Here is a 21,994-nt window from a genome sequence, read left to right on the forward strand (position 1 = left end):
GAGTCAATACAGTCTTTTCTAACTTTTTTGATAGTATCTATGTATAAAAACAAAACGTATAAAAACAAGATATCACTGGTCCTGTTTTATACGTTTTGTTTTCATCTATATTAGTTTAACACCTTATTCACTTACCTCTACATCATACTTCCTCAACCAATAATCAATCTGACAGAGATGAGCAATTAATTGCGGCCCCCGCATCAGCTGACCGTACCAGGGATCTTTGAACTCTTTTCCTGTGCTTTCCACAATTTTTTCGACTTTGTCTTTCTGTAAAAATTCAAAAATTCTTGCTTCCGAATCGGTTAAGATTTTTCGCATCCATTGAGACACCTGCTCCGTGTATTCCGGCTGAAACGTTCTTGGGTAAGGGCTTTTCTTGCGGTAAAGCACCTCCTGCGGCAAAGTTCCCTCCATTGCCTTTCGTAAAATACCTTTTTCCCTGCCGCCGGCCATCTTCATTTCCCAGGGAATATTCCAAACATACTCGACAAGATGATGATCTGCATAAGGGACACGCACTTCCAGCCCTGCCCCCATACTCATCCGATCTTTTCTATCCAGCAGCTGGGACATAAACCATTGCATATTTAAATAAAACAATTCTCTGCGTCTTGCATCCACCATACTTTCACCATCCAGACGAGGTGTCTCATCTATCGTCGCCTGATATCTGTCCTGCACATAATCTGCAATCTGCAGTTTACTTTGCCAATCATCATGCAATAAGCTGCTTCTTCCAGTTAAAGAGCGTATCCATGGAAAACCGTCTCCCGCTGCTGCCGGGTCATGAAACCATGGATATCCGCCAAATATTTCATCTGCACATTCCCCGGATAATGCCACGGTTGTATGCTTCTTCATCTGCCGGCAGCACCATAATAATGAAGAATCAATATCTGCCTGCCCAGGCTGATCCCTTACCTCTACAGCTTCTTTTAGCAAGGAAGCCAGCTCTATTCCTGTAATCACTTCTTCATGATGATCTGTTGAAAAAGTCTCCACCATTTTTTCAATCCATTCTTGATCACTGGAAGGCTGAAACTTGCTCGCTTGAAAATGATTTTTATTTCCTTGATAGTCTAGTGAAAAGGTAGGCAGTGCACCTAAACCATTTTCCTGATAGTGTTGTGCCGCTACCGCCGTAATCGCACTGGAATCTAAACCGCCTGATAAAAAGGTCGATACAGGAACATCCGACACAAGCTGCCTCTTTACCGAATCCGTAAATAGTTTCCGTACTTTTTCCGCAGTCTCCTCCAGGGAATCTGTATGCTCTTTACTTTTCAGATTCCAATAGCGCCAGACCTTCGTCCCTGCTCTTGTCACTGTCATCGCATGCCCGGCTCTTAATTCAATAACATCCTTAAATAGTCCATGTCCCGGGGTTCTCGACGGCCCCAGCCCAAATATTTCCGAAAGCCCGGTCCGGTCAATCTTTGTTGTAATAAGCGGGTGGGCAAGGAGCGCCTTCATTTCTGAACCAAACATAAATGTCTTTCCCTTTTCACTATAAAACAGCGGCTTTACCCCCAACCGGTCCCGTGCAATAAACAGCTTCTCTGACGCATCATCCCAAATGGCAAATGCAAAAATACCATTTAAATGATCCACACAGTCTTCCTTCCACTCCATATAGCTGGTTAACAGCACTTCCGTATCAGAGGCAGTCGTAAACGTATATCCACGCTGTGTCAGACTTTTTCGCAATTCTGCCGTATTATAAAGCTCTCCATTATAACAGATAACGTATTTCTTATGTTCTGATTCTTTCAGCATTGGCTGCTTGCCGCCTTCTAAATCAATAACAGACAGGCGGGTATGCCCGAATCCAACATGACCTTCCAGCCAATACCCTGTTGCATCTGGACCACGCAAAGATAATGTATTTGTCATCTTTTTCAGTATTTCCTGTTCGTCACTCGCACGCTTACCCCAGTTAATGAATCCGGTAATTCCACACAAATGTCTTCATCCTCTCTGGCAATGTCTCCAGCTCCTTCATTAGCCTATGCAGTCTTAAGCATGTTCGTGAACAAACCGAAAATTTTTTTCATAAATAAAAGACCATCTTTAATGGATGATCTTTTATTTATAATTTATTTTTCCTTTATCGTAACACCTTCTGAGCTGCCAATAATAACAGCGTCAGCCATATCAATAAATAATCCCGTTTCAACTACGCCGACGATTTGCTGTAATTTGTTGTCTAAATCAGCAGGATCGTTAATTTTTTCAAACGGGCAATCCACAATATAATTTCCGTTGTCTGTGACAAGGGGAGCTCCATCCTTTAATCGAAGCACCGGAACACAGCCCAGCTTCTCTATCTCATGAGCCGTACGCTCCCAGGAAAATGGAAGAATCTCTACCGGCAATGCAAAAGCACCCAACTGTGCTACCATTTTTGACTCGTCCACAATAATAATTAATTTTTGCGCAGCCTGAGCAATAATTTTTTCTCTAAATAAAGCTGCACCTCCACCTTTAATTAAGTGAAAATCAGGATCTACCTCATCTGATCCATCAATCGTCACATCCAATTCCTTGGTTGCCGCAAAATCTGTAAGAGGAACACCAAATTCTTTGGCCCACTCCCCTGTTTGAATGGAAGAGGGAATGCCTTCTATTTGTATACCTTCCTGCTTAATTCTTTCACCTAATGCACGGACGAGCCAATATACTGTGGAACCGGAGCCTAAGCCTATTTTCATTCCATCTTTCACTAATGATGCGGCTCTTTCGCCGACTGCTTTTTTTAATTGATCTTGTGTAGTCATTATTTTCCTCCCAATGTAAATTTTTTTATATAGATTGCTCAACTTTGACAGCCCAATATAATTCAGCATGCTAAGTTCTCATTATGTATCCGTATCCATTATATCTTAAAAGAACAGGTTTAGGAATGGTCAAATGTGTGGCATACCTGTCAATCGGCATCAAAAAAATATTATTATGATATAATTAACCATGCAGGGAACACTTATAAAGAGGTAAACGAACTGGCGATGACTTTAGCAGAGATTTTTCGGAATGAAGGTATGGAGAAAGGTCTAAAAAAGGGAAAGCTGAAGGAAAAGCTGAGTCGAAAGCGGTTCTAGTCAATACTGCTATTCGATTAATCGCAAAATTTGCAGCTCCACTTTCAGAGGATATAAAGAAAAAGATACACGAACAGGAAATAAATACTTTAGAAACAATGATGGAGCATATCGATGAATTGAAAACAATAGAGGATGTAAAACAATACTTGAAATAGATAAAACACGGGAGCTTTCCGTGTTTTTTTGTACGTTCAGGAGGAAGGATTTCTTTCGCCATACCTAAAACACAGAAAAAGACCCGCAAATTGCGAGCCTTTTTCAAACCATTCTATTAAGGCAATACTGGATCTTCTTGCGTAACACCAACTTCATAGCGGTATAATTCCTGGGCTTCATCACGAATATCCCAGTTTACGACACGTTCGTTAACCGGAGCTAATTCTGCACGGTAAACAGTCGGGAATACAGGCACCTGCTCTACCATGTATTCCTGCCATTCACGATATACTTCTTGTCGATATTCCAGATCCATCGCCTCTTCGGAAACCCCCTCTTCTAAAAGACGGGTATTTTCTTCATCTTCCCAGCGTGTAAAGTTATATATTACATTTGGCCCCCATAAGCCAGTCGGATCGACATCTGTTCCTACATTCCAGGCACCTGCATAAATATCAATATCAGGATCATCATTACCTTGTTGCCCGACTCGGTCATAGAAATCATTAAATTCTAATAAACGTCCATCGATTTTTTCTACCTTAATTCCAACCTGCTCCCAAGACTGAATATAGTAGTTTGCCAAAGGTTCAGCTGTATCGCCACCAGACATAGACGCAAAATTTAATACAAGCTCTTCGCCGTCTGGATTTTCGCGAATACCATCCCCATCTACATCTTCATAACCGGCCTCATCTAAAATTTGATTTGCCATATCTGGATCATAGGTTGGTGCTTCAATAGAGTCATCATGATAAATTTCATAGAAAGAAGGGATTAATGTTGTTGCATTCCAACGTAATCCATTATAAAAACGTTCTCCAACTGCATCATTATCTACTGCATACCACATTGCCCGGCGTAATTCCACATCGCCGACTTTTGAGTTTTCTAAATCCATCGCCACTCTTCCATTATCAGCATCCCATGTTCCCATTTTAAATCCAATATACGAATAAGATCTGTCCAGTCTTCCTAAGAACTCCACGTTGGTCAGAGTCTCTTCCACATCAGGATACTGATCTGTAGGGAAAGAATGAACCATATCTACTTCTCCTGTTTCAAGTGCCTGTGTTACAGTTTCAGGAGCAATGACTTTCAAGGTCACTGAATCCAGATTAGGTTCCCCTCTCCAGTAGTCTTCATTTTTTGTGAAAGTTACAGACTCCCCAGGAGTAATAGACTCTACTTTGAAAGGTCCTATTCCGATTGGATTAACACGTACTGCATCAGATGAAGACATTTCCGCTACCGGAATATCCTCGAAAATATGTGCTGGTAATGCATATGTCCAAATACCACCGGATAATAAAGAAGGTGTTGCTTGTTTAAACGTCATTTTCAATGTTTTCTCATCAATGATCTCCAATCCTTCAATGCTATCTGCTTCTCCGTCATGGTATTCTTCGACTCCAACGATGTTCGTAACATTTCCATAACGCGGCCCATCATAGTCCGGATCAGCTAATACTTGAATAGCCAGCGCCCAGTCCTCTGCAGTAACCGGCTCGCCATCATGCCAATTGACTTCATCACGGATGGTAAAGGTAAATTCATTTCCCTCATCATTCACTTCCCAGGTAGCTGGACCATCCTGGGTATAAGTGAAAGTTTCATCTACACCTAAAAGTCCCTCATCAAACCAATCAAGTATTTCTGCATCATATACATCTGAATAGAAGTTCAAGTTCAATGTTCCAGCAAAAACCGTATCTGATACGAGACCAAAGTTCAGATTTCCACCATCCATCGGTTCGCCCTCTTTTATCGGGCTGAAATCTGCTATATCATATATCTTTCCACCTGCATCTTCGGAATCAGATCCAGTGTCTTCACTTTCTCCATTTCCTTCATCACTTCCACTGTCACCAGTATCATCAGACCCGCTGTTACACGCTGCCAACACAAGAAACAGCATCAGCATCATGATGAATAAAACCTTGCTAATCGTTGCTTTCCTCATCCTTGTAACCTCCCCTTATAATATGTCTTTCCAACCGGCAAGACTACCGGTAATATATACTCAACATCTAACCCTGAATTAGCAGCCGATGAAAGTAAATAAGATAAGAATTACCCGCGGCGCTGCCTTGCATCAGCAGCTCTCCTTAATGCTTCCCCGACATTTCTCACAGAAAGCATCAATAATAAAATCAATATAGCTGCCGGCGCCCAGATCCACCAGCGAAATTCCAATGTTTGTGGATTTCTGGCATAAGATAACAGCGTACCTAAGCTTGGCGTGTCTTCCGGAAAGCCAAATCCCAGGAAGGACAACCCTGACTCTAATCCAATATTCGCCGCCAAGTTTAATGTCATCGTTACAATAATTAGCGATGTAATATTTGGTAATACCTGCTTGAAAATGATATTAAACCTGGATGTTCCTAAGGTTTTTGATGCCTGCGCATAATCAAGCTCTTTCTCCTGCAGTGCTTTTGAACGAATTAACCTGGCAATCCCCATCCAGGAAAAAGTTGCCATAATCAGCGAGAAGCTGATAACACTATAGCTCGGAGTCATCGATACAAAAACAATGATAATCATCAAAAACGGTAAAACCATAAAGAAATCAATAACACGCATCAGCACATTGTCTATATGACCTCCGAAATAACCTGATACGACACCATAGGCTACCCCAAAAATTCCACTAATTAATGTAACTAAAATTCCAATTGCCAGAGAATTACGTGTTCCAATAATCAATTGGCCGAACACATCCCGTCCTCCATAATCCGTTCCTAAAATAAATTGATCTGATGGCGGTGCATTAATTGAAAACAAATCTACGGTTACAATCTCATCCTGATTCAGAAAGATGGAAACCCCAAACACAAAACTGGTAATTAATAGAACGAATATAAGCGAAACAAGTGCCAGCTTGTCCCGATATAATTCTCTTAAAAGAATATTTAATGCTGAAGGGCTTTTTTGTTCAGCCATTTTGACTGTATCAGCTTCCATACCATAGTCACCTCAATTTCTATCATATCTCTATTTAATACGAATTCTTGGATCGACAATACTCAAGATAATGTCTGATAAAAGTGCCCCTAAAATACTGGCGATTCCAAACAATAAAACAAGTGCTGTTACGACACTGAAGTCACGTTGTGTAACGGACTCTAAAAAGAGAAGTCCCATACCCGGATAGGAGAAAACACTTTCTACAAACACTGTTCCTGAAATTAAACTTGTGATTTCCCACCCAAAGAAAGCTGCTATGGGCAATAAAGAATTACGGAAAATATGTTTATTATATACACGATTTTCGGAAGCACCCTTTGCTCGCGCTGTTACAATAAAATCTCTTTGTTTTGTATCAACAATTTCACTTCTTAAATACTGAATGGTTGAAACGACAGATATTAATGCTATCGATAAACCTGGCAATAATGAATGATATAACTTGCTTATATAATACTCCACTGTTCCTGCATCTAACCCGGGAGCCACACTTCCGCTTGTCGGAAACCATCCCAGAATAAATCCAAATACCCACAGCATTACTAGTGCGAAAATAAATATAGGTGTTGCAAAACCAAGATAGCTGTAGCCTGTAATGAACGAGTCTAAAGGAGAATCATTATAGCGTCCGCTGACTATCCCCAGCGGAATGGCAATAATGTATGTAAAAAAAAGTGAGACAGCTGAAAGTAATATCGTGTTCATAACCCGTTCTGAAATTAGCGCAGTAACGTCCATTTTAAAACGAAACGACTGGCCAAGATCACCTTGTACTAAGCCGCCTACCCAATCTCCATATTGTACATACCATGGATTATTAAGCCCTAACCGTTCACGTTGAATTTCTAAGGCTTCCGGGCTAACATTCGGATCAATTAAACCTGTCAAGGCATCACCCGGCATAAATTGAGCCATCACGAATACAAGCACACTTAAAAACACAATTTGAGGAAATGTAATCAACAGTCTTCGAACAATAAATTTCCACATAGACGATCAACCTTTCTCTGGTAAAGCAACTTTATGTGTATCAGAAATAGACTGGAGGGCGAAAGCTAATCCATTACTATCAAAGTAATGATTAAATGACTTTCGATATTCATCAGCCACTTCCTTGCGAAATTCAAATTGCTTTTCACGATTTCTAGGATTAATATCTGGAATTGCTGCAATTAAACGTTTCGTATAAATATGCTGTGGATTTTCAAAAATATCTTTTGTACTTCCCTGTTCCACATATCTCCCTTTATACATAATCGAAATATTATCACACATATGCTTTACCACACCTAAATCATGACTAATAAACAGGTAGGTAAGATTCAGTTCTTTCTGAATTTCCTGAAGGAAATTCAGAACTTGTGCCTGTACAGAAACATCCAATGCAGAAACAGGCTCATCTGCAATAATTAATTTGGGTTTTAACGCAATTGCCCTTGCTACTCCAATACGCTGCCTTTGTCCACCAGAGAATTCATGTGGGTATTTAAAGATACTATCCGGACTTACATTAACAATATCTAACAACTCTTGAACACGTTTCCTTTCTTCGAACTTCGATAGCTTTTCAAAGTTTCGGAGCGGTTCTGCAACAATATCCAGTACCCTTTTTCTCGGATTTAACGAAGAGTAAGGATCCTGAAAAATCATTTGTACGTCTTTTCGGAAAGCTTTATTTTTTGTTTTTTTATCTGTAATATCTTTTCCATCAAATAAAACCTGACCAGAGGTTATCTCTTCCAGGCCAATAATTGCCCGTCCTGTTGTTGATTTTCCAGAACCGGACTCACCAACCAATCCGTATGTTTTCCCCTGCTCCATTTCAAAGGAGACCCCATCAACAGCCTTTATATGATCAACGGTTCTATTAAAAATCCCGCCTTTTACTGGGAAGTATACTTGTAAATCCTTCACCTCAAGAAATGCCATTTTCCAGTTCCTCCTTATTATCCGGGAAGTAAAAATGCTCATAGCATGTACATCTGACAAAATGCCCGGATTCCACTTCATGTAAGGTTGGGTTATCTTCATGATGAGAAGCATCGACCCAGGGAATACGTTCTGCAAAACGGCACCCTGTTCTTGGTAAATTCTTCAGAGTAGGCACAACCCCCTGAATCACATGGAGCCTGTCCTGTCCTTCTGTCGGTACAGAATTTAATAAGGATTTGGTATATGGATGAAGTGGATTTTCAAATAACCTGTCTACAGGTGCGATTTCCACAACTTGTCCTGCATACATAACAGCTACACGATCAGCCATCTCTGCAACAACACCTAAATCATGGGTAATCAAAATGATTCCCGCATGTATCTTTTCTTTCAATTCACGAATTAAATCTAAAATTTGCGCTTGAATAGTTACATCCAAGGCAGTAGTCGGTTCATCCGCAATTAACAGCTCCGGATCATTCGCAATTGCGATAGCAATAATAACACGCTGTCTCATTCCGCCGGATAATTCATGTGGAAACTGCTCATAAACCCGTTCTGCTCTTAGAATGCCTACCAAATTAAGCAGCTCAATCGCACGTTCTTTTCTTCCTTGCTGCCCCAGCTTCTTATTATGCAAAAATAAAGTTTCTTCAATTTGTCTGCCAATAGGCATGAGTGGATTAAGCGCTGTCAGTGGATCTTGGAAAATCATTGCCATCTCGTCGCCACGTATTTTATTCAATTTCGATTTTGACATTTGAACAATATTTTGATTATTTAACGAGATTTCGCCCTCTATTTTTGCTCTTGTGTGCAAGCGCATAATTGAAAAGGCCAGAGCACTTTTTCCCGAACCGGACTCTCCAACAATTCCCAATACTTCATTTTTATTCAATGTAAGCGTTACATCATCCACTGCTGCGTAATACTCATCCCCAATACGAAAAGATGTTTTAAGGTTTTTAATTTTTAATAGTTCATTGCTCAACCTATATCCCCCTTACTCAAATAATTTCTCTATCGTTTTGCCACGTTCCAGTTCAAGTTCTCAACAACCCTCCCCTTTCCCGTTTATGAATAATCAGATGACAAAAATTTGAGTAATTTCTGAATAAAAAAATGCATGTACAATCATTCATTTTAATTATTTCCTAACTAAAAGATATTCGTACAAGCATGACACGGTCTAAGCTCTGCTCATTTACTAAATTATATCTATGCCTGAAGCAGCAATAATCTATGATATAAATCCAGTACGTTGATTAAGCGATTTTTATTATCTCGTAAAACAATATGTAGTATATTAAAAATATAATTGTTGTAATTTTTCTGAAAATTGTCTGTAAATAAATGATGTTATTTATCGCTTTAACACGCTAAAATCTATTCTATCTTCTCTAATCTCCAGCTCGTCTAAAATATTACATTCTCTTTTCAAAAATTTGAATTCGATATATTATCGTAAACAAATCTTAATATACTTTGAAATTATAGTTTATAATTGGCTTAAAATCAATAGTTTTTGGCAAAAAATAAGATTGGGCGTTGTATACATCTTTCATTTTATGTCATGTAACTCCTTTAAAATCAAGGGATTATTTCAATAATTTACTAAAAAAAATTTTTTATTTTCCTTCTTTTTCTTCGTGTCGTTTTATCAAAAAAATCTCTATTTATCGTCATAATTAACATATATTGTAATTAATAAATATAGACCTTCGTATCAGGTTAAAAACGGACAATACTTATTTCCATTAATACAAAAATAAAACTCCACCCAATGAGGTTTTCCTCACTGGATGAAGTTTCCTTTTATCATAGCATGAACACTGACTAAATCAAATTTCACGTTATAAAGCGATATATGATTTTACTTTTTTTGGTTTATACTTTTCGGATAACTCTTGAATTCGCTGCATGTTCCCGATATCGAGGTTTCCACCACTCACGATGACTCCGCAATGTCTGGAACGAAGCTGATGATGATGTGCGAATAAGGCTGCCAGAGCAGCTGCTCCAGCTCCTTCCATCAATGTTTTATTCCGTTCAAGCATATATATAATCGCTGCTGCAATTTCTTCATCATTTACAGTAACAATATCATCAACATACTCTTGGATAATCGGCAGTGTATGCTTTCCAGGTTCCTTTACTGCAATTCCTTCTGCAATAGTGTTTACATTCGACCATTTTTTTACCTGCTTGGTATGATAGCTGTCATAAATTGCTGCTGCGCCTTCAGCCTGTACACCGATCACTTTAATATTCCGATTGATATGCTTGGCTGCTACTACAATCCCGCTAATTAATCCGCCACCGCCAATCGGCACTAAAATTGTATCTATACGATCCTCCTGCCGCAGCAGTTCCATTGCAATGGTTCCCTGTCCAGCCATGATATCATGGTCATCAAATGGATGAATATAGGTTGCACCAGTTTTCAGCTGATGCTCCAAGGATGCTTGATAAGCTTCCTGAAAGCTTTCACCTGTTAAGATAACCTCTGCACCGTAATTTCTGGTGGCATTTACCTTCGCAAGCGGTGTTGCTTCAGACATAAATATCGTTGCTTTCACACCTAATTTAGATGCTGCATGTGCAACTCCCTGCGCATGATTACCGGCAGATGCTGTAATAACCCCATTTGCCAGCTCTTCATCCGTCATTTGCATCAGCTTATAGCTTGCGCCCCGAAACTTAAATGCTCCGGTTTTTTGCTGATTCTCCATTTTGCAATACACATGCTTTCCTACTAAATCATCTGTTGTGTGCGATGTTAACAACGGTGTTTGATGAACAATTGGCTTTAATTTCTTCCATGCTTGATATACTTTTTCACCAGTTAAGCGATCCCCAAGTGAATCCACACTCCTTCAATACTCTGATTCTTTACAATTTATAATCTTCTATCTCTCTATTTTCTCATATCTTTTCTGTTTTTTACACTTTTAAGCACGTTTTTCTTCAAATGCTTGAATGGCATCTTCCTCTAAAAGCGTCAATGCAATATCATCCCAGCCGTTAAGAAGCTTTTCCTTATGATAAGCCGGAATATCAAATGAAACCACCGTGCCATCTGCATCTGTAATTTCTTGTTTTTCCAGATTAATATCCAGTGTTAAGCCCTGGTCTGCTTTTTTCATCCATTGCTGAACCTGTTCCTCATTCATTTTTATTACTAATATGCCGTTTTTCAATGAATTATTATAGAAAATATCTGCAAAGTCAGGAGCAATGATAACTTTAAATCCATAATCCTCTAATGCCCACGGAGCATGTTCACGGGATGATCCACAACCAAAATTATCACCTGCTAATAAGACTGTAGCATTTTCATATTTTAGCTGGTTCAAAACAAAATCCTCACGCAAATTTCCATCATCGTCAAAACGCCAATGAAAAAATACAAATTCGCCAAAACCTGTGCGCTCAATTCGTTTTAAAAATTGCTTCGGAATAATCTGATCTGTATCGACATTACTGCGATTTAACGGAGCAGCAATTCCTTTATGCTCTTTAAAAGCTTCCATCATCTACTCCTCCTAACTTGGTACTCCCACATATTTTCTCACGTCTACAAAATGTCCTTCAATTGCTGCTGCTGCTGCCATTTCTGGACTTACCAGGTGCGTGCGCGCTCCGTTTCCTTGTCTTCCTTCAAAGTTACGGTTTGACGTTGATGCGCATCTCCCTCCGGCAGGAACAATATCATCATTCATTCCGAGACACATACTGCAGCCTGAATTTCTCCATTCAAATCCTGCATCTATGAAAATTTTATCAAGACCAATTTCTTCTGCCTCTTGCTTTACTAGAAATGATCCAGGAACAACAATCGCTTTAATTCCTTCTTTTACTTTTTTGCCTTCTACAATTTTAGACGCTTTTTTCAAATCACTCAGACGGGAGTTTGTACAAGAGCCAATAAAGACATGGTCAATTTCAATCGATGTGATTGGCTGATTTTCTTTTAAATCCATATATTTTAAGGCACGTTCTATTTCCTCCGGATTGTCAGCATCCTTAATAGTTGGCGTAGCAGCGTTAACTGGTGCCCCCATTCCCGGATTTGTTCCCCACGTTACTTGCGGTTCAATTTCATCTGCATGAATAGTAACGGTATGGTCGTATTCTGCGCCTTCATCCGTAGCCAGAGCCAGCCACTCTTCTGCTAAAGCGTCAAATGCATCTCCTTCAGGGACCATTTCACGACCGCGCAGGAATTCTACGGTTGTTTCATCCGGACTGATTAAACCGGCACGTGCTCCAGCTTCAATGGACATATTACAAATGGTCATTCTTTCTTCCATGGTTAACTTACGAATGGCATCTCCTGTATACTCCATGACATATCCTGTTCCAAAACGGACGCCAAATTTTGCAATAATCGCAAGGATTAAATCTTTTGCTGTCACACCTGTACCTAAATCTCCAATAACCTTTACATTTAAAGTTTTCGGTTTATCCTGCCAGATAGTTTGTGTTGCTAAAACATGCTCTACTTCACTCGTTCCAATCCCAAATGCAAATGCTCCAAAAGCCCCATGCGTAGATGTATGGCTGTCTCCACAAACAATCGTTTTTCCCGGCTGGGTTAAGCCTAATTGCGGTCCGATAACATGGACAATTCCCTGATCGGGATGATACATGTCTGCCAGCTTAATACCAAAATCAGCACAATTCTTTTTTAGAGCTTCCATTTGTTTTTTGGAAATTTCATCTTTTATATTTTCTCTATTAATCGTAGGAACATTGTGATCCATTGTAGCAAAGGTTAAATCAGGACGCCTTACCTTCCTTCCGTTCAATCTTAAACCTTCAAACGCCTGTGGTGACGTTACCTCATGAACAAGATGCTGGTCAATATATAAAAGAGCCGGCTTTCCTTCCTCTTCTTTCACAACATGCTTATTCCAAATTTTCTCAAATACTGTCAAAGCCTTTCCCAATTTTTACACCTCCGAAACTTTATATATTGTCCTTAAAAATAGATGAATGTTTAGTATTTAAATCTCTTTACACATAAGAGTTGCAAATGGAATCGGAAATACACTTCGTCGTTAAATTCTCAATAATAGCCTCTGTTATTTCTTCTGTATTCATCTGTTTCCCATTTACGATATTTAAATCTGATGTGTGACAGCCTTGCTCCAGGCAATCCATTACAGCTGCTTCAATCGCTTTTGCTTCCTCCTGCATTCCAAGAGAATATTCCAGCATTAATGCTGTAGATAAAATCATCCCAATTGGATTTGCGATTCCTTTTCCAGCAATATCAGGAGCCGAACCATGAACTGGTTCATACATTCCTAAACCGTCTGTTCGGACACTTGCTGATGGCAGCATTCCCAGTGACCCTGTCAGAACAGAAGCTTCGTCACTCAAAATATCACCAAATAAATTCTCTGTCACAATGACATCAAAACCACTTGGATTCGTAATCAGCTTCATTGCAGCAGCATCTACTAACAAATGCTCTACTTTGACATCTGGATAATCCGCAGCTTTTTCATTCACAACTTCTCTCCAGACTCGGCTGGATTCTAATACATTTGCTTTATCTACAGAAGTTAAATGCTTATTACGAAGCTGTGCAGATTCGAAGCCTTTCTCCACGATTCTTTCAATTTCGTGCCTGGAATAAGCTAATGTGTCTACTACATCTGCTCCATTATTTCTGCGTTCACTAGGTTCTCCAAAATACAAACCTCCAGTTAGTTCACGAACAATCATCATATCTGAATCTTTAACAATGTCTTCTTTTAAAGGAGACGCATGTAAAAGAGATGGGAATGTCTTGACTGGACGCAGATTAGCGAATAGCCCCAAGCCTTTGCGGATTCCCAGCAGCCCTTTCTCTGGTCTAAACTCCGGCGGCTGATTATCCCACTTTGGACCTCCGACTGATCCAAGCAAAACAGCATCCGCTTCTTCACATGCATGAAGTGTATCATCCGGTAACGGTACACCATAACGGTCCAGAGCATCTCCACCAATAGCACACTCCTGGAGAATAAAATTATGATGATATTCACTTTCAATTGCTGCGAGCACTTTTTTTGCTGACTCCATAATTTCTTTACCAATTCCATCTCCAGGTAACAGGACGATTTTCTTTTCCATTATTATTTCTCCTTTTTTCTTACTCGTGAACGAGCTGTTTGATATTTGCATTTTTATGAATATAGTAACGATTTACCGCTTGGACAAACGCATTTGCTGAAGCCTGCAGAACATCCTGTGCCGTTCCGCGGCCATTGTTAATTTGTTCATTTATATTGATTTGCACATGTGCTTCTGCCAAGGCATCTTTTCCTCCGCCAACGGAGTTTAACTGATAATCTATTAATGTGATTTCCTCATCTATTAAGGAATTAATTGTTTTATATAAGGCTTCTACACTTCCGCTTCCTTGCTCAGTTGCTTCTACCTTCGCTCCATTTGGAGTTTTTAAAGCAACAGTTGCAGCTGGTGTATCTTTTGTATCATAGGAAACACTGAATTGGATTAATTCATATTTATCAATATTAGAAGAGTCTGTTTTAATTTCCATCACAATGGCATAAATATCATCATCTGTTACTTCTTTTTTATGATCTGTCAGCTGTTTAAACTGCTGAAAAGCTTCTTTTAACTCTGCTTCTGTCAGGTCAATTCCAAAGGCGTTCACTTTATCTTTAAAAGCATGTCTGCCAGAGTGCTTGCCAAGGAATAGTGTATTTGGAGTAACACCAACCAATGCCGGTGTGATAATTTCATACGTCTCTGCGTGCTTCAAAACACCATCCTGATGAATTCCGGATTCATGAGAGAAAGCATTTCTGCCAACAATCGCCTTATTTGCCTGTACATACATTCCAGTCAATTTCGCAACAAGATCACTTGTACGTTTCGTTTCATCAAATTTTAAGCTGGACGTATATGGAAAATAATCCGAGCGTACATGTAATGCTAAGGCAACCTCCTCCAAAGCAACATTCCCTGCCCGCTCTCCAATTCCATTTATAGCACCTTCCACCTGTGTCACACCATTTTGGATGGCAGCAAGTGTATTTGCTGTGGCTAATCCCAAATCATTATGACAGTGGCAGGATAATTCTACTTTATCAATGTTCGGTACATGCTCCTTCATATAACGGAACATACTTCCGTAATCCTCCGGGGTTGCATAACCAACAGTATCCGGCAGGTTAATGACAGTTGCACCTGCATCAATAACTTTTTCGATAATCTCTGCTAAAAAAGCTCTGTCAGAACGTGTCGCATCCTCTGCCGACCATTCGACATGATCAAATTTTTCCTTTGCGTAACGAACCATTGTGACAGCCGTTTCGACAACTTCCTCAGGCGTCTTTTTTAATTTATATTCCATATGAATAGGAGATGTAGCAATAAAAACGTGAATAGCCGGTTTGGCAGCATCCTTTACTGCTTCATACACTGCATCAATATCTGATTTAACCGTACGGGCTAAGCCCAGCACGGTTGATTTCTTTATATTTTGTGCAATCGCCTGCACAGCTTCAAAATCTCCTTTGGAGGAGGCTGGAAATCCAGCCTCAATCCGATCCATTCCATACCTTTCAAGCTGCCTTGCAATCTGTAATTTTTCTTCTTTGTTTAAGTTAACTCCGGGCGATTGTTCGCCATCTCTAAGTGTTGTATCAAAGAACTTAATTTTTGGCATGTGCTTTTTCACCAGTTTCCGCGCCATCATTAATAGGTTTTTTAACAAATGGCATTAAAGCACGCAGCTCTCTTCCAACAACTTCAATTTGATGTTGATTTTCGCGGCGGTTGATAGCATTAAACTGCGGACGGCCTGTTTGGTTCTCAGAAATCCAGTCTTTTGCAAATTTACCAGTTTGGATATCGGCAAGAATATCTTTCATACGCTCTTTTGTACCTTGATCAATCACACGTGGACCAGATACGAAATCTCCCCATTGTGCTGTATCAGAGATGGAATAACGCATGTTTTCCAATCCACCTTCATAAAGAAGATCAACAATCAATTTTAACTCATGTAAACACTCAAAATATGCAACTTCCGGCTGATAGCCTGCTTCTGTTAATGTTTCAAAGCCTGCTTTTACAAGTGCTGTCGCTCCACCGCATAATACTGCCTGCTCACCAAATAGATCTGTTTCTGTTTCTTCCTGGAAGCTTGTTTCCAACACTCCTGCTCTGGCTGCACCAACACCATATGCATAAGCAAGCGCAATTTCTTTTGCTTTTCCAGTATAATCTTGTTCGATACCATACAGTCCCGGAACACCAGCACCTTCTTCAAATGTACGGCGTACTAAATGACCTGGTCCTTTTGGTGCTACCAAGAACACATCTACTGTGGATGGAGGCACGATTTGTGAAAAATGAATGTTAAAGCCATGTGCAAATGCCAGTGCATTTCCTTCTTGTAAATTATCTTTTATGCTTTCTTCGTACACTTTTGGTTGTAATTCATCTGGAAGCAATACCATTACTACGTCAGCCTGCGCTGTTGCTTCTGCTACAGAATATACTTCAAAGCCATCTGCTTCTGCTTTTTGCTGTGATTTCCCCGCACGTAAACCAACGACTACTTCAAAACCGGAATCTCTCAAGTTTCTTGCATGCGCATGACCTTGTGAACCATATCCAATGATTGCGATTTTTTTATCTCTTAATACCTCTTGATTGATATCCTTGTTGTATAGTACTTTTGCCATAATGTAATCTCCCTCTCATTTTCAATTAATAGTGTAATTTTTTTTATTATCCATGAGCAGAAATATTATTCAGCTCACTGCTAAAACCTTGTTCAGGTTGATAACCTCTTGGAAATGCTGTTAATCCTGTTTTTGTTAAATCTTTGATGCCATATGGTCTGAGCAGTGAAATCAATGCATCGACCTTTTCCGGCTTGCCGGTAACCTGAATCATCAGGCTGTCCTTACTGACATCAATGACATCTGCACGGAATGCAGAGATTAATGTCATAATTTCTGCTCTTGTCTGATTCGTCGCAACTACTTTTATTAAAGCTAGCTCTCTTGCCACAATTGCTTTTTCTGTAACATCTAATACTTTAATCACATCAATTTGTTTATTGAGCTGCTTCGTTAATTGCTCAAGCTTTTGCTTATCAGCAATTTCGACAACAAATGTCATTTTGGAAATACCTTTCACATCTGAAGCGCCGACGGAAATACTTTCAATATTAAACTGGCGCCGATTCAGCATACCGGTAATTCTATTTAACACTCCGCCACGATCTTGTACTGTGGCAATGATTATCCGTTTCATTTTGTCACCCCAATCATTTCGTGCATTCCTTTACCCGGTGCAATCATCGGATATACACATGTATCTCTGTCAATACGACAGTCAATAACTACGGGACCATCATGCGAGAAAGCTTCTTCCAAAGCCGCTGGAACATTTTTTTCATCGGATACGCGCATTCCTTTAATTCCATAGCTTTCCGCCAGTTTCACAAAATCAGGGTTTTCTGAAAACAAGGAGTGCGAGTAACGTTCCTCATAAAATGTTTCCTGCCATTGCCTTACCATTCCAAGTGCATCATTATTCAAGATAACCACTTTTACCGGCAGGTTTTGCGACTTCAAGATAGACAGCTCCTGCAATGTCATTTGAAAACCGCCATCTCCTACAACGGAGATAACTAACTTATCCGGTTTGGCAATTTGTGCGCCAATGGCAGCTGGAAAACCAAAACCCATTGTGCCAAGCCCGCCGGATGTTACCCAATTATTAGGGTTTTTGAAGGTGTAGAACTGCGCTGCCCACATCTGATGCTGTCCAACATCTGTTGTCACCACTGCTTCGCCACCCGACTTTTCATGCACCTGTTCGATTAACCATTGCGGACTGATCGGGCTCTCGCCCCGGTTATACCATAGCGGATAATCTTTTTGATTCTTTTTAACTTTGTCTAACCAGGCTGTATAATCTCCCCGATTCACTTCCTGCTGCAGCAGTACGTTTAATGCCTGCTTTGCATCCGCTACAACCGGAATCTCTGTTTCTACATTTTTTCCTATTTCAGCAGGATCAATGTCAATATGAGCTACTTTTGCATGAGGAGCAAAATACTTCAGGTTACCAGTTAACCTGTCATCAAATCGTGCACCAATGTTAATTAGAAAATCACTTTCATAGATAGCTCTATTGGCTGCATAGGTACCATGCATCCCCCCCATACCAAGCGACAGATTATCATCACCAGGATAGCTGCCAAGCCCCAGCAGCGTTGTTACAACCGGAATCTCCCAATTGTTCACAAATTGCTTTAACTCTTCTGTTGCTTCTGCAAACAAAACTCCTGCCCCGGCAAGTATTACCGGTTTTTTCGCTTTACTCAGCTCATTCGTCACTTTTGAAATTTGTATCGGGTTTGGATAAATGGTTGGCTGATATCCCGGTAAATAAAAGTCATCCTCATAGTCATTAATTGTTACCTTTTCGGAAATACTTTTCGGAATATCAATGAGTACCGGCCCCGGTCTTCCTGTTGTGGCAACATGAAAGGCTTCATTAACAACTCTTGGCAGGTCTGCAATATCATTTACTTGATAATTATACTTTGTAATTGGCGTCGTAATCCCCATCACATCTGCTTCCTGAAAAGCATCTGTTCCAATAACCTGCTCCGCAACCTGCCCTGTGAATACTACTAATGGAATGGAATCCATCATGGCATCTGTAATTCCTGTAATTAAGTTCGTTGCCCCTGGTCCTGAGGTAGCTATAACAACACCAGGCTTTCCTGATACTCTTGCATATCCTTCAGCCGCATGTATGGAGCCCTGCTCATGTCGCGAAAGCACATGCTTGAAGGCTGTATTGTTTCGATGCAGAGCGTCATAAATTGGTAAAACAGCACCTCCCGGGTAACCAAATACAACTTCAACATTTGCTTTTTCTAATGCCTGAACTAACAAATCAGATCCTGTGACCAAATCACTCTTCACTTCCACCTCTTGATTTGCATTAACTTTCACAACAAAGCCCCTCCTCTTTCTTTTAGAAAACTTGATATGTCCCAATCTTTTGGATAAACATATTTGTTACGCTTGTGTACAAATAGAAGACTTTTATATTTTCCTATTTGCGAAAAAACTGAACATTTTAACTAAACTAATTATTCACCCTACTATGGTTCCGACTATTAGGTTAGTAGAATAAAAAAAGACCCTCTCCCCCCATGCACATGCTTATTCATCATGTATGGGGCGAAAAGGATCTGCTTTTCACGGTACCACCCAGTTTTACAAAGTTTTTTCAACTTTGCCTCAATAGCCACTAGAGCTATGTTTGATAACAGGTACATAGTTTACTATACTATACACCTGGTCACATATAATTGGAATGTTCCTTTCCATGTGACACTCAGGGACGATGTCGGAATAAGTAGCTATTCTGGGCTTCCAGCAACCCCAGATCTCTGTAAAAGCTATTTCTCTTTTCCTTTTTTCCCGTCAACGCATTTTCATATATTTTGAAGTAATAACTTCTTGATATTTTTAAAAATTACTGTGTTAAGAAATATCTTATATTGCGAACAATCATATCTTGTTTCCGTATGATAGTCAATAGTATTTTGTAATTTTTTTAATAATTCTATTTAGTCTGATTTCATGTATGCGTTTTCATCGTTGATATGCATTATCATTGGATTTTTATTAAAATTTGATTACATTTTATTTTTTGTTTAAGATCCTTAAAAATATTTACTCTTTTTACCTTCATCTCAGCATTTCCAAAATGAAGTTAAAAAACGCTATGCTTGTTACTGCATATCATAATTTATTTATTTTTAGGTCAATAACAAAGCCCAATCAAATGATATGCTTTTCATCTGATTGGGCTTTTTCGTTATATATAGTGATTCTTAATCGCGGTTCAAATAATCTGTAACGGCACCTTGAGAAGAGCATCTTACATTATGTGCGTACTTGCCCAGGATACCTTTTTTATATAACGCCGGTGCTTTCCATGCTTGACGGCGCTTGTCCAGTTCTTCATCAGAAAGATCTACAAATATTTCTTTTGTAGAGGAATCAATGGTGACACTATCCCTTTCCTCCAGAAGTGCAATTGGTCCACCAGATTGTGCTTCCGGCGAGATATGTCCAACTACTAAGCCGTGTGTACCGCCAGAAAAGCGTCCATCTGTCAGCAGCGCTACTGACTCTCCCATTCCTTTCCCTACCAGAATACTGGAAATAGAAAGCATTTCCGGCATTCCTGGAGCACCTTTTGGCCCTACGTAGCGAATAACAAGTACATCACCGTCTTTAATTTCATTGTTCATTACGGCTTTCGTTGCCTCTGCTTCTGTATCAAATACACGTGCCGGACCGGTATGTCTTGTTACTTTCACACCAGAAACCTTTGCTACTGCACCAGTTGGAGAAAGATTCCCTTTCAGAACGATGAGCGGTCCATCCTCTCTTTTTGGTTTATCTAACGACATGATTACTTTCTGCCCTTCTTTTAATGACGGTGCATCTTCTAAATTCTCTTTGATTGTTTTCCCCGTTACCGTCATGCAATCTCCGTGAAGATAGCCATTTTCATAAAGCATTTTCATCACAGCCTGTACACCGCCAACATTGTGAAGATCCTGGAATACAAATTGACCGCTCGGCTTCAAGTCCGCCAGATGCGGTACTTTTGCTTGAAGACGGTTAAAATCGTCAATGGTTAAGTCTACTTCTGCAGCATGTGCCACTGCTAATAAATGAAGAATAGCATTGGTAGAGCCGCCAAGTGCCATCACAACTGTAATCGCATTTTCAAAGGCTTCTTTTGTCATAATATCTTTTGGATAGATGCCTTTCTCCAGCAATGTTCTCATTGCTTCTCCGGCAGCTTCCACATCTTTCAGTTTTTCCTGTGATTCTGCCGGATTAGAAGAACTTCCCGGCAAGCTTAATCCCATTGCTTCAGCTGCGGATGCCATCGTATTTGCGGTATACATTCCGCCGCATGCTCCTGCGCCTGGACAGGCATGACATTCAATCCGATTCATTTGCCTATCATCAATTTTTCCTGCATTATGCTGCCCGACACCTTCAAATACCGAAACAATATCTATGTCTTTTCCATCAAGATTACCTGGTGCAATGGTTCCTCCGTATACGAAGATAGCAGGGACCTCCGAATTAGCGATAGCCATCATACACCCGGGAATGTTCTTATCACATGAGCCAATTGCAACAAGACCATCCAAATTTTCCGCACCGACAACCGTTTCAATCGAATCAGCGATCAAGTCTCTGCTTGGTAAAGAATAACGCATCCCTTGTGTTCCCATGGAAATACCATCTGATACTGTAATCGTGTTAAAAATCAACGGTACACCGTCAACTTTCCTCACTCCTTTTTTAGCAACTAAGGCTAAATCGTTCAGATGTATATTACATGGTGTTACCTCTGCCCATGTACTGGCAACCCCGACCATCGGCTTTTTAAAGTCATCATCGGTTATACCGACAGCACGCAGCATTGCCCGGTTGGGAGCACGCATGGTGCCGTCAAAAGCTTTACTTTTTGTCCTTAGATCTTTTTCCATAGTTTACACCTTCCTTTTCGAACTATTATAGGTGCAATATTCTTATAGTTCAATTTATTTAATCTTTTCTTTTTTTAATATTCCTTAAACATTCCTTGTAGGAATCGCTTACTTCATTGAAAGGAAGCCTGTATTTAATGTAAAACACAGATCTAGCTTTCCTTTATTGTTCTGCTATAAGATGTAACTTTAATATTGACATTACAATGGATGTTGCTATATTGGTAAGAAATACTTTTCATAT

At 39.8% G+C, this 21,994-nt stretch carries 16 protein-coding genes; all 16 read right to left on the reverse strand.

Annotated elements, in window-relative coordinates:
• Positions 1–123: 123 nt before the first annotated feature.
• A complete protein-coding gene (gene asnB, locus FLK20_RS04195) occupies positions 124–1,968 on the reverse strand; it encodes an asparagine synthase (glutamine-hydrolyzing) (protein ID WP_152655307.1) in 1,845 nt (614 codons plus the stop codon).
• Positions 1,969–2,102: 134 nt separating this feature from the next.
• The gene (rpiA, locus tag FLK20_RS04200; protein ID WP_152655308.1) at positions 2,103–2,783 is read right to left on the reverse strand and encodes a ribose-5-phosphate isomerase RpiA; all 681 of its coding nucleotides are present in this window, start codon (positions 2,781–2,783) and stop codon (positions 2,103–2,105) included.
• A gap of 595 nt (positions 2,784–3,378) precedes the next feature.
• The gene (gene opp4A, locus FLK20_RS04205; RefSeq protein WP_152655309.1) at positions 3,379–5,226 is read right to left on the reverse strand and encodes an oligopeptide ABC transporter substrate-binding protein; all 1,848 of its coding nucleotides are present in this window, start codon (positions 5,224–5,226) and stop codon (positions 3,379–3,381) included.
• A gap of 110 nt (positions 5,227–5,336) precedes the next feature.
• Positions 5,337–6,230 (reverse strand): ABC transporter permease, encoded by an 894-nt coding sequence (locus tag FLK20_RS04210; RefSeq protein ID WP_152655310.1) that lies wholly within the window; start codon positions 6,228–6,230, stop codon positions 5,337–5,339.
• Between the two features lie 30 nt (positions 6,231–6,260).
• A complete protein-coding gene (opp4B, locus tag FLK20_RS04215) occupies positions 6,261–7,223 on the reverse strand; it encodes an oligopeptide ABC transporter permease (RefSeq protein ID WP_152655311.1) in 963 nt (320 codons plus the stop codon).
• A gap of 6 nt (positions 7,224–7,229) precedes the next feature.
• Positions 7,230–8,162, reverse strand: a complete 933-nt coding sequence (locus FLK20_RS04220; protein ID WP_152655312.1) for an ABC transporter ATP-binding protein — start codon at positions 8,160–8,162, stop codon at positions 7,230–7,232.
• Complete coding sequence (locus FLK20_RS04225; RefSeq protein ID WP_152655313.1) at positions 8,149–9,156, reverse strand: ABC transporter ATP-binding protein; 1,008 nt, start codon at positions 9,154–9,156, stop codon at positions 8,149–8,151. Before FLK20_RS04225 ends, FLK20_RS04220 begins: the two co-directional genes overlap by 14 nt.
• An 862-nt stretch (positions 9,157–10,018) precedes the next feature.
• On the reverse strand, positions 10,019–11,035 hold the full coding sequence (gene ilvA / locus FLK20_RS04230; protein ID WP_152655314.1) for a threonine ammonia-lyase: 1,017 nt from the start codon (positions 11,033–11,035) through the stop codon (positions 10,019–10,021).
• An 81-nt stretch (positions 11,036–11,116) separates the two neighbouring features.
• Positions 11,117–11,698, reverse strand: coding sequence for a 3-isopropylmalate dehydratase small subunit (gene leuD, locus FLK20_RS04235; protein ID WP_152655315.1), 582 nt, complete (start codon positions 11,696–11,698; stop codon positions 11,117–11,119).
• Positions 11,699–11,710: 12 nt separating this feature from the next.
• The gene (gene leuC / locus FLK20_RS04240) at positions 11,711–13,117 is read right to left on the reverse strand and encodes a 3-isopropylmalate dehydratase large subunit (protein ID WP_152655316.1); all 1,407 of its coding nucleotides are present in this window, start codon (positions 13,115–13,117) and stop codon (positions 11,711–11,713) included.
• A gap of 67 nt (positions 13,118–13,184) precedes the next feature.
• Entirely contained in the window at positions 13,185–14,291 is a 1,107-nt protein-coding gene (leuB, locus tag FLK20_RS04245) for a 3-isopropylmalate dehydrogenase (protein ID WP_152655317.1), read from the reverse strand.
• A 19-nt stretch (positions 14,292–14,310) separates the two neighbouring features.
• The gene (locus FLK20_RS04250; RefSeq protein WP_152655318.1) at positions 14,311–15,855 is read right to left on the reverse strand and encodes a 2-isopropylmalate synthase; all 1,545 of its coding nucleotides are present in this window, start codon (positions 15,853–15,855) and stop codon (positions 14,311–14,313) included.
• Positions 15,842–16,879 (reverse strand): ketol-acid reductoisomerase, encoded by a 1,038-nt coding sequence (gene ilvC / locus FLK20_RS04255; protein ID WP_152655319.1) that lies wholly within the window; start codon positions 16,877–16,879, stop codon positions 15,842–15,844. The genes FLK20_RS04250 and ilvC overlap by 14 nt, the downstream gene beginning before the upstream one ends.
• Positions 16,880–16,925: 46 nt before the next feature.
• Positions 16,926–17,456 (reverse strand): acetolactate synthase small subunit, encoded by a 531-nt coding sequence (gene ilvN, locus FLK20_RS04260; RefSeq protein WP_152655320.1) that lies wholly within the window; start codon positions 17,454–17,456, stop codon positions 16,926–16,928.
• On the reverse strand, positions 17,453–19,174 hold the full coding sequence (gene ilvB, locus FLK20_RS04265) for a biosynthetic-type acetolactate synthase large subunit (protein WP_152655321.1): 1,722 nt from the start codon (positions 19,172–19,174) through the stop codon (positions 17,453–17,455). Before ilvB ends, ilvN begins: the two co-directional genes overlap by 4 nt.
• A gap of 890 nt (positions 19,175–20,064) precedes the next feature.
• Complete coding sequence (ilvD, locus tag FLK20_RS04270; protein ID WP_152655322.1) at positions 20,065–21,750, reverse strand: dihydroxy-acid dehydratase; 1,686 nt, start codon at positions 21,748–21,750, stop codon at positions 20,065–20,067.
• Positions 21,751–21,994 lie beyond the last annotated feature (244 nt).

The sequence above is a fragment of the Oceanobacillus sp. CFH 90083 genome, assembly GCF_009389585.1.
In the GTDB taxonomy this organism is placed as follows: Bacteria; Bacillota; Bacilli; order Bacillales; family Amphibacillaceae; genus Oceanobacillus.

Bases quoted from the DNA above. Each gene is read 5' to 3' on its own strand.
- rpiA (WP_152655308.1), bottom strand. From the start codon at position 2,783: ATGACTACACAAGATCAATTAAAAAAAGCAGTCGGCGAAAGAGCCGCA.
- opp4A (WP_152655309.1), bottom strand. From the start codon at position 5,226: ATGAGGAAAGCAACGATTAGCAAGGTTTTATTCATCATGATGCTGATG.
- FLK20_RS04210 (WP_152655310.1), bottom strand. From the start codon at position 6,230: ATGGAAGCTGATACAGTCAAAATGGCTGAACAAAAAAGCCCTTCAGCA.
- opp4B (WP_152655311.1), bottom strand. From the start codon at position 7,223: ATGTGGAAATTTATTGTTCGAAGACTGTTGATTACATTTCCTCAAATT.
- FLK20_RS04220 (WP_152655312.1), bottom strand. From the start codon at position 8,162: ATGGCATTTCTTGAGGTGAAGGATTTACAAGTATACTTCCCAGTAAAA.
- leuD (WP_152655315.1), bottom strand. From the start codon at position 11,698: ATGGAAGCTTTTAAAGAGCATAAAGGAATTGCTGCTCCGTTAAATCGC.
- leuB (WP_152655317.1), bottom strand. From the start codon at position 14,291: ATGGAAAAGAAAATCGTCCTGTTACCTGGAGATGGAATTGGTAAAGAA.
- FLK20_RS04250 (WP_152655318.1), bottom strand. From the start codon at position 15,855: ATGCCAAAAATTAAGTTCTTTGATACAACACTTAGAGATGGCGAACAA.
- ilvC (WP_152655319.1), bottom strand. From the start codon at position 16,879: ATGGCAAAAGTACTATACAACAAGGATATCAATCAAGAGGTATTAAGA.
- ilvN (WP_152655320.1), bottom strand. From the start codon at position 17,456: ATGAAACGGATAATCATTGCCACAGTACAAGATCGTGGCGGAGTGTTA.
- ilvD (WP_152655322.1), bottom strand. From the start codon at position 21,750: ATGGAAAAAGATCTAAGGACAAAAAGTAAAGCTTTTGACGGCACCATG.